15 protein-coding genes are annotated in these 15,667 nt (G+C 33.2%); all 15 read right to left on the minus strand.

The annotated features are described in order from the left end of the window. Positions 1-12 precede the first annotated feature (12 nt). Positions 13-948 carry a UDP-glucuronic acid decarboxylase family protein gene (locus tag V6246_RS17630; protein WP_074938497.1) on the minus strand — a complete coding sequence of 312 codons (936 nt, stop codon included), beginning with the start codon at positions 946-948 and terminating at the stop codon, positions 13-15. Then, complete coding sequence (locus V6246_RS17635; RefSeq protein WP_074938500.1) at positions 945-1,766, minus strand: glycosyltransferase family 2 protein; 822 nt, start codon at positions 1,764-1,766, stop codon at positions 945-947. Before V6246_RS17635 ends, V6246_RS17630 begins: the two co-directional genes overlap by 4 nt. A gap of 1 nt (position 1,767) precedes the next feature. After that, on the minus strand, positions 1,768-2,316 hold the full coding sequence (locus V6246_RS17640) for a putative colanic acid biosynthesis acetyltransferase (protein ID WP_341561765.1): 549 nt from the start codon (positions 2,314-2,316) through the stop codon (positions 1,768-1,770). Continuing rightward, positions 2,313-3,461: a glycosyltransferase gene (locus tag V6246_RS17645; protein ID WP_341561766.1), complete on the minus strand. Its 1,149-nt coding sequence runs from the start codon at positions 3,459-3,461 to the stop codon at positions 2,313-2,315. Before V6246_RS17645 ends, V6246_RS17640 begins: the two co-directional genes overlap by 4 nt. Before the next feature lie 3 nt (positions 3,462-3,464). After that, the gene (locus V6246_RS17650; RefSeq protein WP_341561767.1) at positions 3,465-4,439 is read right to left on the minus strand and encodes a glycosyltransferase family 4 protein; all 975 of its coding nucleotides are present in this window, start codon (positions 4,437-4,439) and stop codon (positions 3,465-3,467) included. After that, positions 4,429-5,646: a glycosyltransferase gene (locus V6246_RS17655; protein ID WP_341561768.1), complete on the minus strand. Its 1,218-nt coding sequence runs from the start codon at positions 5,644-5,646 to the stop codon at positions 4,429-4,431. Before V6246_RS17655 ends, V6246_RS17650 begins: the two co-directional genes overlap by 11 nt. Further along, the gene (locus V6246_RS17660; protein ID WP_341561769.1) at positions 5,627-6,592 is read right to left on the minus strand and encodes a hypothetical protein; all 966 of its coding nucleotides are present in this window, start codon (positions 6,590-6,592) and stop codon (positions 5,627-5,629) included. Before V6246_RS17660 ends, V6246_RS17655 begins: the two co-directional genes overlap by 20 nt. Positions 6,593-6,890: 298 nt before the next feature. After that, on the minus strand, positions 6,891-8,066 hold the full coding sequence (locus tag V6246_RS17665) for a glycosyltransferase family 4 protein (protein WP_341561770.1): 1,176 nt from the start codon (positions 8,064-8,066) through the stop codon (positions 6,891-6,893). 22 nt (positions 8,067-8,088) lie between these two features. Continuing rightward, entirely contained in the window at positions 8,089-9,018 is a 930-nt protein-coding gene (locus V6246_RS17670) for a hypothetical protein (RefSeq protein WP_341561771.1), read from the minus strand. Next, entirely contained in the window at positions 9,015-9,500 is a 486-nt protein-coding gene (locus V6246_RS17675; RefSeq protein WP_341561772.1) for an acyltransferase, read from the minus strand. The genes V6246_RS17670 and V6246_RS17675 overlap by 4 nt, the downstream gene beginning before the upstream one ends. Before the next feature lie 115 nt (positions 9,501-9,615). Next, positions 9,616-10,887, minus strand: coding sequence for a lipopolysaccharide biosynthesis protein (locus V6246_RS17680; RefSeq protein WP_341561773.1), 1,272 nt, complete (start codon positions 10,885-10,887; stop codon positions 9,616-9,618). A gap of 22 nt (positions 10,888-10,909) precedes the next feature. Further along, a complete protein-coding gene (locus tag V6246_RS17685; protein ID WP_341561774.1) occupies positions 10,910-12,346 on the minus strand; it encodes a UDP-glucose 6-dehydrogenase in 1,437 nt (478 codons plus the stop codon). Between the two features lie 18 nt (positions 12,347-12,364). Next, positions 12,365-13,315, minus strand: a complete 951-nt coding sequence (locus tag V6246_RS17690) for a GDP-L-fucose synthase family protein (RefSeq protein ID WP_341561775.1) — start codon at positions 13,313-13,315, stop codon at positions 12,365-12,367. 1 nt (position 13,316) lies between these two features. Continuing rightward, positions 13,317-14,435: a GDP-mannose 4,6-dehydratase gene (gmd, locus tag V6246_RS17695; protein WP_341561776.1), complete on the minus strand. Its 1,119-nt coding sequence runs from the start codon at positions 14,433-14,435 to the stop codon at positions 13,317-13,319. Between the two features lie 136 nt (positions 14,436-14,571). Continuing rightward, positions 14,572-15,033 carry a UpxY family transcription antiterminator gene (locus V6246_RS17700; RefSeq protein WP_159018143.1) on the minus strand — a complete coding sequence of 154 codons (462 nt, stop codon included), beginning with the start codon at positions 15,031-15,033 and terminating at the stop codon, positions 14,572-14,574. Positions 15,034-15,667: the final 634 nt, after the last annotated feature.

Below are 15,667 nucleotides of genomic sequence, written 5' to 3' on the forward strand. Positions count from 1 at the left end.
TTTATAAACTATTTACAGTTTGGTTTTAAAATAGTCGATGGTTTTTATTAAGCCTGTTTCTAATTGAATATTAGGTTGCCATCCATTTAGTTTATCTTTAGCTAAGCTAATATCTGGTTGGCGTTGCTTTGGATCATCTTTAGGCAACGGCATAAATATTAATTTAGAACTAGAACCTGTTAATTTTATCACAGTTTCTGCTAACTCTAACATAGTGAACTCATTTGGGTTTCCAAGATTTACTGGACCTAGAAATTCTGGTTCCGAGTTCATCATTCTAATCATACCTTCTACTAAATCATCTACATACTGAAATGAGCGTGTTTGTAAACCATCGCCAAAAATGGTAATGTCTTCGCCTCGTAAAGCTTGCATAATAAAGTTAGAAACTACACGGCCATCACTTGGGTTCATATTAGGACCGTAAGTATTAAAAATTCTAATAATTTTTATAGCGACTTCATTTTGTATATGATAATCCATAAATAAAGTTTCTGCGCAACGTTTTCCTTCGTCGTAACAAGACCTTATTCCAATCGGGTTAACATTTCCCCAGTAATCTTCTTTTTGTGGGTGTACTTTTGGGTCACCATAAACTTCACTTGTACTTGCTTGTAGTATTTTAGCATTAACACGTTTGGCTAAACCTAACATGTTTACAGCGCCAAGTACCGATGTTTTTATTGTTTTTATTGGGTTGTATTGGTAATGTACAGGAGAAGCAGGACATGCTAAATTATAGATTTCATCAACCTCTGCAAAGTAAGGGTGCGTAATATCATGACGAACTAATTCAAAGTATGGGTTATCTAATAGATGTACCACGTTTTGTTTAGATCCTGTAAAATAATTATCTAAGCATATAATATCGTTTCCTTCGTTTAGTAAACGTTCACATAAATGAGACCCTACGAAACCAGCACCTCCGGTAATTAAAATTTTTTTCATTTTGTATGTTTTAATTCTGCAATTTTAGTTTGTATTTGAAAAAAGTAATTCGCTTTATATTTTGCCAAGCGATAGCCCGCAAGTCCATCAAGAAACCCGAGTTTTAAAACGAAAGAACCCATAAAATATATCATAGGTAATAAGCCGCTATTAATAAATTGATACTTAATTTTTTGTCTTTTTGTTAAATCATTAAATCCTGTTTTTAATAAAAACAAGTAACGCTTAGCTTCCCAAGTAGAGTAGGCGTTATGGCGTGCTATATAATGCTCTAAACCTTTGTAGTCTTTGTGTATAATTGGGCTTCCAATTTTACCAATTTCACCATCAATAATGGGGTGTTCGTGCACTTCCATATCTAAATGGCTCCATGAATCTTCCTGAATTTGCTCATATTCTCCCGAATCTTTTTTGAACAAAGCCAGTTTTTTCATTTTATCGCCATGCTTCAACTCCTTACCCATAAAGTAGTTGTTGTAGTTCAGCCAAAACCCTTTAAAGTTCGAGTCTTTAGTTTTTTCGCCTATTTCTTTGATAAACGCATCGGTTAAAAATTCATCGGCATCCAAAAATAAAATCCAATCATTTTCTAGGTCAACATTCCTTAAAGTCCAATTTCGCTTTTTAGGGAATTTTCCATCCCAATTAAAATCTACAATCTTAAAACCAAATTGCTTCACTATAGCTGGCGTTTTGTCTGTACTTTGAGAGTCAATAACAATAACTTCTGAAAACGAACTTAATTTCTCCAAACAATGGGGTAAATTCAGTTCTTCATTTTTTACGGATACAACAACGGTAATCGGTAATTTACTCATATTAGTCAATGTTTCTTTTTTTTATAAATTTAGCTGGGTTTCCACCAACAATAGTCCACGGTTCTACGTCTTTAAATACAGATGCTGTTGCTCCTACAACGGCTCCTTCACCTATAGTTACGCCCATACCAATAAAAACAGCAGCGCCAATCCATGCTTGGTCTTTTACAGTAATTGGTGCGGTAATTAAAGGGTAATCTTTTTTGTTAATATCGTGAGATGCAGCACATAAATATGTTTTTTGTGATACGGTAGCATGTGCACCTATGGTAATTTTATCAACATTATAGCAATCTACTTCTGGAGCTAAACACGAGTATTCATGCATTTCTAAGTTCCAAGGCATATATATTCTAACAGATGAATAGACTACAGCTTTGGCGTGTACTTTTCCTCCAAAAAGTCTTAGTAAAAATAATTTCCACCCGTTACCTAAACGTCTTGGTAGAGGGCGAGCAAAAAGCAACCAAACTACAGACCATAATAATCGAGCGATTTGATTTTTACGACTAAAGTTGTTTTTGTATTCTGATAGATCTACTTTATTCATACAACATCTACATATTTAGGTTTATCACAATCATTTAAAATCCAATTATAGAGTTCTAGCATTTGCTTACCTACCGCATTCATACTAAATTGATCTTCAACTAGTTTTCTTCCATTTATTCCTAATTCCAATAAGGCTTCGGGAGATTTTACTAACATCTGGTTTAAAGATTCAACAAGAGGTTTAACACCAATATCAATCCAATTTCCGCAGTTGTAAGTTTCTAAGGTTTCCCAAGGCGCACCTTTTGTGGTTATTACAGGTGTATAGCAGGCTAAAGCTTCAGCAACTACAATACCAAAATTTTCACTATAAGTTGGGAGTACAAACAAACTGGCTTGTCTAAATACGTTTAATTTATTTACGCCAAATACAGGTGCTTTAATTTGTATTTGGTTTTCTAGATTAGATTTTTTTATAAGCGTTTCTAGTTGTTCAATATAAGCCGCATCTCCATTTCCGTAAATATCAATCACCCAATTTTGCTTTACTTCAAGATTTAATTGTTTCCAAGCTTCAATTAAATTTTCAATGCCCTTTTTTTTATGAATTCGTGATAAAAATAAAATACGTTTAGGAGTTTTAGATTTATTAGGAATGGTATCTGAAAAAGCTTTTAAATCAATGCCATTAGGTATCATAGCTACAGGATTTGTAAATCCTAAATCACGAATGCTTTTTACTTCCATTGGTGCAGTAGCGTGTATGCAAGCGGCATGATTTAAATCCTTTTTTTGAAACAAACTTAAAGCCAATTTCTTTTTTAGCGGACTTTGTGTTAAAGACCAAGGCTCTAGCATGCCTCTAGGTGTGATAATGTATGGTATATGTCGTTCTCTTGCCATTTTAGCCATTTGGTGCACTGGCATTTGCCATAATCCATGACCGTGTAATAAATGAGCGTCCGATTTTTTCAGACTGTTTTTTAGGCTTTTAGAAAGGCCTAGTTTTTCGAAGTCATGAAAATAAACGTTTCCATTAGGAGTGTTAAAGCTATTTAAAATTGGTTCAGGACTTTTTAGGGTCTCTAAATCAATTTTTATATTACTTTCCAGAGATAACATTTCCGAAATTAAATGGGTTACGCTTCGCGCTGGTCCTCCCGTTGAAATATCTATGGAAGTTATAACATGATTAATTTTCAAAGCTTATATCTTTTTGTATAAATTAAAATATTCCGAAGCTATTTTTTTGACTTCAAATTGTTCAACATTATTGAAGCCTAAGTCTATTAACTTATTTCGCATGTCGTTGTTTTCTATAATTGTTTTAAAGGCTTTTTGCATATCCTCAACATTCAAAGGGTCTGCATAGCATACACTATCTCCTGCAATTTCAGGAATAGAAGCTCTTTGGCTCGTTACTACAGCGCGTCCCGTTTTTTGAGCCTCAATAATTGGCATTCCAAAACCTTCGTATAACGAAACAAAACTTACAAGATCGCAGTCCTGATACAAGGCCACAATATCTTTATATGCTATGTTTGTGTAGTTTAAAAAATCTATTTTATATAGTTCTAATATATCTTTATCGTTTTTACCTAATGGGCCAACTATAACAAGTTTACATGGTATATGTTGTAAACTTTTAATGGTGTTTTCTAAATTTTTATTAGCCTTAGTGCCTATATGTAAAATAGTAGGTTGTTTAGCATTGAAGTCTTTAGGTTTAGTTTCTATCAATGGGTTAACAGGGTTATAGATAACTTCTGTTTTGTTTTTTGCCCATGGAATAACTTGTAACACCTCATGTTTTGAAAATTTTGAGATTACCGTTATTTTTTTTACAAATAAACCTGGTAAGGTAAACCATAAGGTTTTGAACATAAATTTTCTAATAGAAGTCCCTTTTATAATCGAGTTAACATCATGTATCGTTAATATGGTTTTTTTAAAGGGGATGATACCAATGTAATGCACATCGCCTGTAATATGGATAATGCCTTTAAGCGATAAAACATGCCAAATGTTTAGAAAAATAGCTTTTAAAGAGGCACCTCCATGGGGTAATTCCATAATATTAACCTCAACATTACTTGGGAGATTTTTTATTATTGAAGCAAACAACTCTTCAATGCTATTATGGCTAGGGCCTCTTTTTCTGAAAATGAAATTAACCAACATGAGAAATGTTTTCTATTAAAGTATTAAGTTGCTCATAGTAATTATCCCAAGTATAGTTTTGTGCCGTATCATAGGCTTTTAATCCATCCTCTTTTAATAAAATTCTATTATTTTGGTATGCTTTAACAGATGTGATTATCGCATCTACATCATCAACAGGGATTACTTTTCCTCCACCTTTCAGTACAGCATCTTTAGAACCGGTATTTTCGGTAACAATTACTGGTGTACCGCAAGCCATGCATTCTAAAACAATCATAGCCCAACTGTCTAAATAAGAAGGAAAAACAAGCAAGTCGGCTTCTCTAAATTTATCTGCAAGTTCTTCATGATGCATAAACGGGTAATACTTGAATTTGGTTTTGTTATTTTCAATAAGGTCTCTGGCATCTGCCATGGGGCCTATTAAAGTTAGCTCCACGTTATCAAGATGTTCCATGGCTTCAAATAATAAATGTACACCTTTTCTTTTGGTCATCGTGCCTGCAAATAATAGCTTTATTGGTGCTGTTTTATCTAAGTTGTATGAAGCTTTAGGTGAAAATGATTTAGGATCAAAGCCTAAACTAACAACATGGACTTTCTTTTTTTCGATACCGTAATTTATCATGGTGTCTCTAGCAAAAGTAGAAAGTGTTATTACATGATCCATAAGGTCATATTCACTTTGCTTTGTAGATGAGGCTTTATTATAAATATGGTCTTCTTGTATGGATTTAAACATAGGGTACCTGTCTCTTAAATAACCAATGTATTTATAATGCACTTGTGCTAAATCGAGTACAGCTATAGCGTTCTTGTTTTTAGCTTGTTTAAAACTGTTTAAGCAAGATTTTTCGTAACCTATAAACACATTAAAATTTAGCTTTTTTATCTTTTTTGCAACGAACAAATCAAACTTGTTTTCAGCGTAAAGACTATCTAGTTCTGTATTATTGTAAAAGGGAACTTTTGTTTTTAGTTGACGAAACAATTCATGCATTGGGTATTGCTTAACAAACTTTGGTGGTAAGCTTTTATCAAAACGCTTTTTAAAAATAGAATCTATTAATTTTTTTAAAGGTGTTTTTAATAACAGTTTTATTATCGTATTGTCTTTTTTATACCAAATACTAGTAAAAAAACACCATAAATAATTATCCTTAAGTAAAGCAATACAAAGCTTATTAGTATGCTGTTTTACAGGGTTAGATACTATAACTTTCATCTATATATCTTTGTTTTTGGCGAGCAGCAACAAATAATAAAATGCCTATTTGTGTGCAGTAAATAATGTTTTCTATATATACAAAGTTAGTCTGTGACATGACTAAAACTGTAGGGATTTGATAGATGAAAAAGAACAGTAAAAGCCCTTTTAGTTGTTTGTCTTTTTCTCGGTTCATCACTTTAAATAAAAAGAGTAATACTGTAAACCTAAAGATTACAAGTATTATGAAACCGAGCATACCTTGCTCAATAGCTATACGTTCAGATTCTTCTTCCCAATAAGATGGTAAACTAGATCGATCATGTATAAACCCTTGCGAAGGGTTTGCTGTTACGCCTAAACCATGACCTAAAAAGCCTGCGGTTTCAGAAAATTTAAAAGGTGTAAATATTTCAACAAGTCTGTCCTCACTATTGTCAGAACTATTGATACGTGATTCAAAATTTTGGAGAGCAGTTTGAAAAAAACTGGTTTGAGAACCTATGATTGCTAGAATTGGTAAAACTAAAAACATTTTCCAAAATTGCTTGGTGCTAATAACTTTAAAAGGTTTAGCTAAAATAAAATAAGTAATAAACACAATGCAATAAAAACCAAGTGCGTAGCGAGATCCGGTCATAAAGACACAAATGGTACCAAGAATTATATTTGTGTTCACAATAATTTTTTTACCAGATTTTAGGACAAATTGTGTAAAACTCAGTAAAGCGGTGAATACAATAAAATATTGGCTTAAGCCTATATATGGGAAAATTGTGGTTATTCTAACAGCATTACCAACTGTAGCTACATATTCTGTATCAGCAAGATATTTGTTTAAAACATGATCAGGAGGTAAGGTATATTGATAAATTCCTAAAATAAAAATTAGAAGTATAATGTAATTAAAGTAATTTAGAACTTTAAATAGGTCTTGCTTTGTTTTTAATGCTAGTGGAATCATGAAAAACAAAGGGAAATAAGCGACGTGTACGGTTAGGCCTAGGATTGGGACAATAGGGCCGAAATTTAAGGCTCCTATGCAAAAGGAAAGGCAAAGGAATAGCATATAGGACGTTAATACTATAATGGTATTTTTGTCTTGTAGAATTTTTTTTCGATTCGTTTTTATTAGAACTAAAGTAAAATAGATACAAAATAATAGTTTACCAAAATATAATATATTACCTAGCCCTGGTGCTATCCATTTTCTTATGATGCCTTCTAAGAGCACCCAAACATAAAAAAAGATTAAATATGTCTTAATATTTTTCAAGTTCTAATATTTTTGCATATTCACTAGCGATTACATTCCATGATAAATTTTCAATATAGGAACGGTGTGCGTTCTTTCCTAAATCAGTACTTAATGTTTTATCATTTAAAATCTCTGTAGTTGCATTTTTTAACTGTTCATATTCATCTATTAAGTAGATGTTTTGTTTGTGTTTTAATAAGTAATTTGATAGAAATCCTTTAGTGCCAATTATTGGAAGTCCCATAAAAAAAGCAGTCGATAAAGTTCCACTTCTAGTAGAACTTCCTGACCACGTGTTTTTGTCGTCAAGTGCCTCAAGCATTAAGTATAAGTTAGATATCGCTAAATAATCTAATACTTCATTATCGTTTAAAAAGCCTGTGATTAATATATGGTCTTCTAAACCTAGTTTTTTTATATGAGATTTTATTTCTTCCTTTTTTAATAAGTTACCAATAAAAATAAACTTAAATTTTATCCCCTTTAGTTTAAATTCCTCTGCTAGTTTTAAAATACTATCCAGACCTCTAACTTTAACTCCAAAGGTTGAAATAATAAAAGTGTCCGAAGAAATTTTTAATTGTTCTTTTAGCTCTGCATTTAAAGGCGAATTATTAACGTTTATATTTGAGCCAACCGGTATAATGGAAACAGTGTTGTTCGTTACTTTTCCTAAAAGTTGCTGATAACCTTCATTACTTGTTGATAGTAATTTAGCCGCATTTGCTATTCTCTTCGTTATGTATCGCATTGCAATACCTAATAAAATACTTTTATAAGAACGATAATTTATTTTTGTGTAAACTTCATGAAAAAATACATGGAGATTTAATTCTTTTTTTCGAATATTGTTGGCTAAATAGATCATGTCCTTTGGTAAGCCATATTTGTTAAAAGCATGCGGGACATACTGTAAACTTATCCAATTGGGATTAATAGCTTCAATTTGTTCTAAGCATTGATTACATCCAGATCTGTCCCATTTATTAATTACGGGATAGATATTAATATTTTCATTTTTATACGCTCCAATCTTTCCTTTAATCTCTTTTTTTGAAGAACAAATAATATGGATCTCTACATTTTTGCTTAATAGGGTTTTAGCTAAGTTGTAGGTGTAATCTCCAACGCCATCTGAAATTGGCGGAAAATTGTTTGTTATGAATAGTATTTTTTTCAATTAATTTGTCTAAAATTTAGTTTTAAAATTTCGAACCGTAAAACCTAGATAGGAATCGGTATAATTTAATCCAAAACAACTTCCATTTTATCTCCGAGTTTTTATATGGTTTTAGATACTCACCGTTTGCGTACTCCCAAAATCTAAGATCTCCTAATCTAGGAGGAATACCTTTGAGAAACATAGTAGTGAAATTTAAATCCCATGGCTTTGGGCCTAAAGGATGAACCATTAAGCTTAACCCATAAGTAAAACCCATAGCTTCTGGTCCGATAGTTGAAATTTCAGAATCGGATGTCATTACAGCCATGTTAAGAGAGTCTTGATTAGAGCTTAAAACAACATTTGTTCTGTCATTAACCCTGAATTGTTTTAAATCTCCAGATATTTTATTTAGAATTTTTGAACATTCATACCATTTTTCAATAAATTCTATTTGACTTTTTTGCCATCCTAAAAAACCACTATTGTAATATTTGTCGGGTACTGTTTTTAAGTTTAAGTTGTTGCTTTTTAGTAATTTTATCCATTGTTTTCTTATGGGATGGTTCACACTCATTCCATCATTGACATCCTCACAGATTGATACACCTTGTTTCACCCATTCACCAAAAAAAGACATTCTATTAACTAAAATAATATCTGAGTCAAAAAAGAAGTATTCGTCGGCATTAGGTTCTAATTTTGTACTTAAGTCATAAAACCATTTAGGTTTTTCATGAACCATATGGAGGTCACCATTAATTTCAATAAATTCAATTTCAAAATCATTTTTTAGTTTGCATATTTGACCATTTTTTGATTTTGTTAATGTCGGTAGCCAATTTGGTAGTTCTCCTCGATAGCCGATGATTATTTTGTCTGCGTAGCAGCCATGTTTAATTATCGAATTTATTAATGCTGATACTCCAAAAAAATATCGACCTTCTGCTAAAGTTGTAAAAATTATCATTGTAATCTAGATTTTATTTTTTTTGCGGGAATTCCTCCCCATATTTCATTTTCGGGAACGCTTTTATTTACGACTGATCCTGCGGCAATAACAACCCCTTTGTTAATCGTAACACCACTTAATATTATTGATCCCGCTCCTATCCATACATCATCTTTAACCTCTATAGGTATATATGTGCACTTCTGTGCCTTCATAGGTGTATTTAAATCTTCGAAGCCATGGTTGGCATCGGTAAAAACGCATAAAGGAGCTATCATACAATTGTCTCCAATTTTGAAGTTAGAACCTATGTTTATTTGTGTAGAGTGACCGATAAAAGTATTGTTCCCAATTGTTATAGACGATGTTTGCCATGCACCTCCCGGTCTTAGTCTTACTTGATCTTCCAAGTGGCAATCGTTTCCTAATTTTATTTGTTCAGGTAGTTCCATCATAACTCTACCTAAAAAAGTGTTACTTCCTATTTGAGCACCTCTCAATTTATAATAAAATTTTTTTAGATAAAGAATTAGGTCTGTAGCTAAGTAATGAAGTCTATTAAAAACTTTTATTTTTAAAGTTCTTTTTTGATTAATCATAGTATTTAAAGTTACTTTAAGATGTTTGTTTAAAGTTTTTGTTTTGGAAAGTCATGTAGATAAAGTTCGTTGTGTGGAATATTAAAGGGAATAAACCTATAAAAATATTAAATTTTAAAAGGTTTATAAAATTAGAAACGTCAAAAGTGAGTAGGCCTATAATTATAAAAATAATGTTACCCAAAATTAGTATTATAGAATTTGAAGGCCATCCTTTAGATGCTCCAATATTAAAATTAATACCGCTTATTGTTACTATTGCGGAAGAAATTAGAACTAAAAGTAATTCATAATTCAATCCGAAGTATTTGTCTCCTAGAATCCATAGCATATAGTCTGAAAAAAAGTAACTTATCATTACTATTAATGAGAATAAAACAATTAGTAAGAGTTGAAACTTGAAGAAATGAAGTCTTAAGTTTTTGGATGTACTATTAAAAATTGAAAATTTTGGTATTATTAAGAAGTGACATATTGTTTGAATTAAGGCAAAAAGCATTGAGAAACGACCTAAAGCTCCAATTTGAGCGATATTAGTTGTGTTTCCAAAAATAGAAACAAGCCAAATTATAAGTTGTCCAGATATGGCATAGTAAATTGAGCCAGGCATTATACGCTTAACAACTTTTAAAATGTTTTTACGAACTTCAGGGCTTGGCTCGGAAGCTATATTGCTATGCTCTTTGGTTATTTTTCTTAGTTTTATATTTCCATAAATTCTAGGGAAGCCGTTGGCAAGGATAGCAATTATAGAAATAGGAAAAATAAATAATGTTAAAAATAGTATTAATAGTCTTACAATACTTACCTCAACTTGATTTCGTTGAAGAGGTTTGATATTTTGGTGTAGCTTCGGTACAATCTGTAACAGCGTATCTGAAAGACTTGCGTAAAAAGCAGGTATAACAGATAATGCTATTAATATAGATGTAATTAAGCTAGCGCCATTGTCGATTAGAAGGTATAGTAGTATAGGTATTGCGATTATTAAACTACCAATAGCGAATTTTCTTCTTAAATCTAACCCTGTAGCTAATACAATGCCTAGTTTATCTTTGTCTTTCCAAACTTTACCACCTTCAGCCATTACGCCTTGAGAAATACCACCGTCAGCCAAAACAGTCATGGTACCCAGCATTGTGTTTGCTAGAATATATAAGGCATATTCTTCAACAGGTAGTAATCTAATTATTAATATACCGCATACAAAACCCAGGCCTTGCACAATTACTTGTGCAGAGCCTGTTATTGTAATAAGTTTAAACCAATGCGTTATGTTTTTATTCAAGAAGGTCTATTTATAAATAATATTACTTACCAATACTTTGCACTCGAAACCCAATAGCTTCTAAAGTAGCTTTGTCAAGCACATTTCGACCATCAAAAACAAAAGCGGGTTTACTCATGCTGTCGTAAATACGTTGCCAGTTGTAGGTTTTAAACTCATCCCATTCTGTAAGTACCGCAATAGCGTGAGCACCTTCTAAGGCTTTGTACGCGTCGGTTTCTGTTTTTACAAAGTTTTCGTTTTCAGCTTCCGATCTGGTATTCAAATAATTTAAATCGGCTTGCATTTGCACGGCGGTTACTTTAGGATCGTAAACGCTAATTTGCGCTTGCTCGTCAATCAATTTATCGGCGACGTAAATGGCAGCAGATTCGCGGGTATCGTTGGTGTCTTTTTTAAAGGCCCAACCTAAAAAGGCTATTTTTTTACCAGAAACTGTATTGTAAAGTGTAGATACGATGTTGTTTGCAAAACGATCGCGTTGGTGGTTGTTCATGATAATAACCTGCTCCCAATAATCGGCTACTTCATTTAAACCTAAAGATTTAGAAATATATACGAGGTTTAAAATATCCTTTTGGAAACAAGAGCCTCCAAAGCCCACAGAGGCTTTTAAGAATTTAGGACCAATACGTGAGTCCATACCAATAGCTCTAGCAACTTCTTCTACATTAGCTTCGGTAACTTCGCAAAGTTCGGAAATAGCATTAATAGACGATACACGTTGTGCTAAAAAGGCGTTGGCTACTAATTTAGAAAGCTCTGACGACCATATATTAGTGGTTAAAATTTGTGCTTTTGGCACCCAAGTAGCATATACATCTACCAAAGATTGAATGGCTTGTAAACCTTCTTCGGTTTGTTCGCCACCTATTAAAACACGATCAGGATTTGCTAAATCCGTCATAGCTGTACCTTCAGCTAAAAATTCTGGATTTGATAATATTTGAAATTTAACACCGTTGCCTGTATGGTCTAAAATAGATTTTATGGCTTGGGCTGTTTTTACCGGTAAGGTTGATTTTTCTACTACAATTTTATCGGTAGTTGCAATTTGTGCAATTTGTCTGGCACATAATTCGATATATTTTAAATCTGCCGCCATACCTTTTCCAGAACCGTAAGTTTTGGTAGGTGTGTTTACCGAAATAAAAATCATGTCGGCTTCACGTATAGCATCATCAACATTGGTAGAGAAAAATAAATTGCGTCCTCTAGCTTCTGCAACTACTTGATCTAAACCGGGTTCAAAAATGGGTAATTTAGATAAGTCGCTATCGTTCCAGTCTGCAATACGTTGTTTGTTTAAATCGACTACGGTGACTTTAATGTCTGGGTTTTTTTGAGCCATTACGGCCATAGTTGGTCCGCCTACATAACCTGCACCAATACAACAAATTGATGTGATTTTTTTAGGTTTTAAAACTGTAGTTGAGGTGTTTTCTAGCGTCGCGAGCATGATGAATGTGTTGTTGATTTATAATTTTACTTGTTTATAAGAAGCTTCATTAGACAGAAACCAATTATAGGTGTTTTCTATACCTTGATCTAAAGGTGTTGTGGCTTGCCAACCTAAGGTTTTCATTTTAGAAACATCCATAAGTTTTCTTGGTGTGCCATCTGGTTTGGTATCGTCCCAAACAATAGTGCCTTGGTGCCCTACAATACGTTGTACGGTTTCGGCTAAATTTTTAATAGTAACATCGGTACCGGTACCTACATTATAAAGATGCTCTGGCAATTTGTTTTCTAAAGCAAAAACAACGGCCTGTGCCATATCTTCCACATGTAAAAATTCACGCATTGGCGATCCGCTGCCCCAAAGGGTTACGGTAGCGTTATCGTTAAGTTTGGCTTCGTGAAATTTACGAATCATGGCTGGTAATACATGCGATGATTTTAAATCGAAATTATCGTGAGGACCATATAAATTAGTAGGCATTAAGCTTACAAAATCTTTTTGGTATTGATCGCGAATGGCTTTGCATAAACGCACACCAGAAATTTTAGCAATGGCGTAACCATCGTTAGTAGGCTCTAATGGGCCTGTAAGCAAGTATTCTTCTTTTAAAGGTTGCGTAGCCAGTTTAGGATAAATACAAGAGCTGCCTAAAAAGATAAACTTTGAAATGTTTTGTTTGTGAGCCGCATCGATCAGGTTATTCTGAATTTGCATGTTCTCTAACAAAAATTCAAATTGGTATTGGCTATTTGCTAAAATACCACCCACTTTTGCAGCCGCATCTATAATAACGTCTGGTTTGGTGGTTTCGATAAAGGTTTGTACCGCACTTTGATTACGTAAATCGAGTTCTGCACTGGTTTGACCCACAAGGTTGTTGTAGCCCGAAGCTTCTAACGCGCGCCAAATAGCAGAGCCGACCATACCTCTATGGCCAGCGATGTATATTTTAGATTGTTTGTCCATACTATTCAAAATAGTTTAAGGTTTGGTAATTTCCTTCTTTTAAATAGCAATCTTTTTGCATTAAGTGTAAATCACTTTGCATCATATCTTTTACTAAGTCGGCAAGTTCGTATTGACATTCCCATCCTAGTTTTGTGTTTGCTTTAGTAGCATCTCCTATTAATAATTCTACTTCTGTTGGTCTGAAATATTTAGGATCTACAGCTAAAACTTCTTTACCAATTTCGATTTGGTATTTTTCGTTAGAACAAGATTTTACATATCCTTTTTCGTTAACACCTTCGCCTTTAAATTCTAAAGTAATACCTACTTCTGCAAAACTTAAAGAAACAAAATCTCTAACGGTGGTTGTTTTTCCGGTAGCGATTACCCAATCTTCAGCTTCTTCTGCTTGAAGAATCATCCACATCATGCGTACATAATCTTTGGCATGACCCCAGTCACGTTTAGCATCTAAATTTCCTAAATAGAATTTATCTTGTAAGCCTAAAGAAATTCTTGATGTTGCTCTCGTAATTTTACGTGTTACAAAAGTTTCTCCTCTAATAGGAGACTCGTGATTAAATAAAATACCATTACAAGCATACATACCGTAAGCTTCTCTATAATTTACAGTAATCCAGTAAGCGTACATTTTTGCAACAGCATAAGGCGAACGTGGATAGAACGGTGTGGTTTCCGATTGAGGTACTTCTTGAACTTTACCATATAACTCTGATGTAGACGCTTGGTAAATTCTAGTTTTCTTCTCTAAACCTAATAGTCTAACAGCATCAAGAATTCTTAATGTTCCAATACCATCTGCATTTGCTGTGTATTCTGGTATCTCGAAAGATACGTGTACGTGGCTCATGGCTGCAAGGTTGTAAATCTCGTCGGGTTGAATTTCTTTAATTAAACGGATTAAGTTAGTACTATCCGTCATATCACCATAATGCAAAATAAAATTACGTTCTTCTACATGTGGATCTTGGTAAAGGTGATCGATTCTATCGGTATTGAATAATGAAGATCGACGTTTTAAGCCATGGACTGTATAGCCCTTTTTTAATAAAAATTCGCTTAAATAAGCACCATCTTGACCTGTTACTCCTGTTATGAACGCTACTTTGTTTGCCATAATTTATGGGTTTTTCTACTTTTTGTAATTTATAAAGTTGATTAGTATTCTATTTTAATGGCCGTTTTACACGGCTCCGCCTCCTGAGTCCCATTACGGACCCAGTATTATTCAAAAAAAAATACTTTAAACAAGGTTATTCCCTGTTTAAAGTAATTTTCATTTCTAAATCCAAAAGTAATAATTGGATTCTATTTTTGCTTATTTCTTTAACAAGACCTTTCTCTCCTTTAAAAGGTCCGGTTTTTATTGCAATGCGGTCTCCGGGTTGGATGCTCTCTACGGTAAACGTCGTGTTTTGAGCAACTAGCCAGTTCTGCATTATTGTTATTTCGTTATCTCTTACAATAGCGGGTTTACCCAACCAGAAGAGGTAACGTACCACATTGGCCACTTGAAAAACTAAATCGCGCTCGTTATCGTTTAATTGAACAAAAACGTAGGATTTAAGTAAAGGCACTTCTACCTTTTTTTTTCTATCGGACCATTGGTGGATTTCTGTAACTACAGGACAGTAAGCTTTAATCCCCATTTTTAACAATGCGGCTTCCACTTTTTTCTCGGTTCTTGGCTTTACATAGATAACATTCCAGATCATTTCTTCAAATTTAATTAATAGCCGGGTTAACGGCTAAAACGAGTGGATGCTAACTGTAAAGACCCCAATGTGCGGTTGTTTTTAGTTAATTAAGATGTAACTTAATAGAGTTAAAAACATGTACGACACAGTTAACGATAAACACACTAATGAAACTAATTTACTTTTTTTCATAATAAATTGGATTTAATTAATAAATATTCCCTTGAGGGCGGTTTTAAATATTTTGAATAGACTATAAGGACACCTGGATTAAGGGTGCAATTTAACCTATCATTAAATTCATTTTCGTGCTAAAACGGGAAGATATATCCACATTTGAAAGTAGATGTCAAAAACACAGATTAGCATTTAAAATTTCAATTGTTTAACGGTTATCGATCTGCTTTTTAAATAGGGGTTTAAAAAACTAAATTCACCTTTAACTGTTAAACAAATACGTAGCTATTAATCAGTACTTTTTCAACACTGCTAAATTAGAAATGTTTTCTTGAATAAAAAGGCTACATTTTTACATTTCGCCCAACACCTCATTAAAATCGGTTAAAGACAAAGCGCTGTGTTTTTAAAAGAAAAAAGCATGCATTTCGTCGATTTTTTGGATGGTTTTGGAGGTTTTTCTGACTGGTTTTGA

Source organism: Algibacter sp. TI.3.09, assembly GCF_038154905.1.
Taxonomy (GTDB): Bacteria; Bacteroidota; Bacteroidia; order Flavobacteriales; family Flavobacteriaceae; genus Algibacter.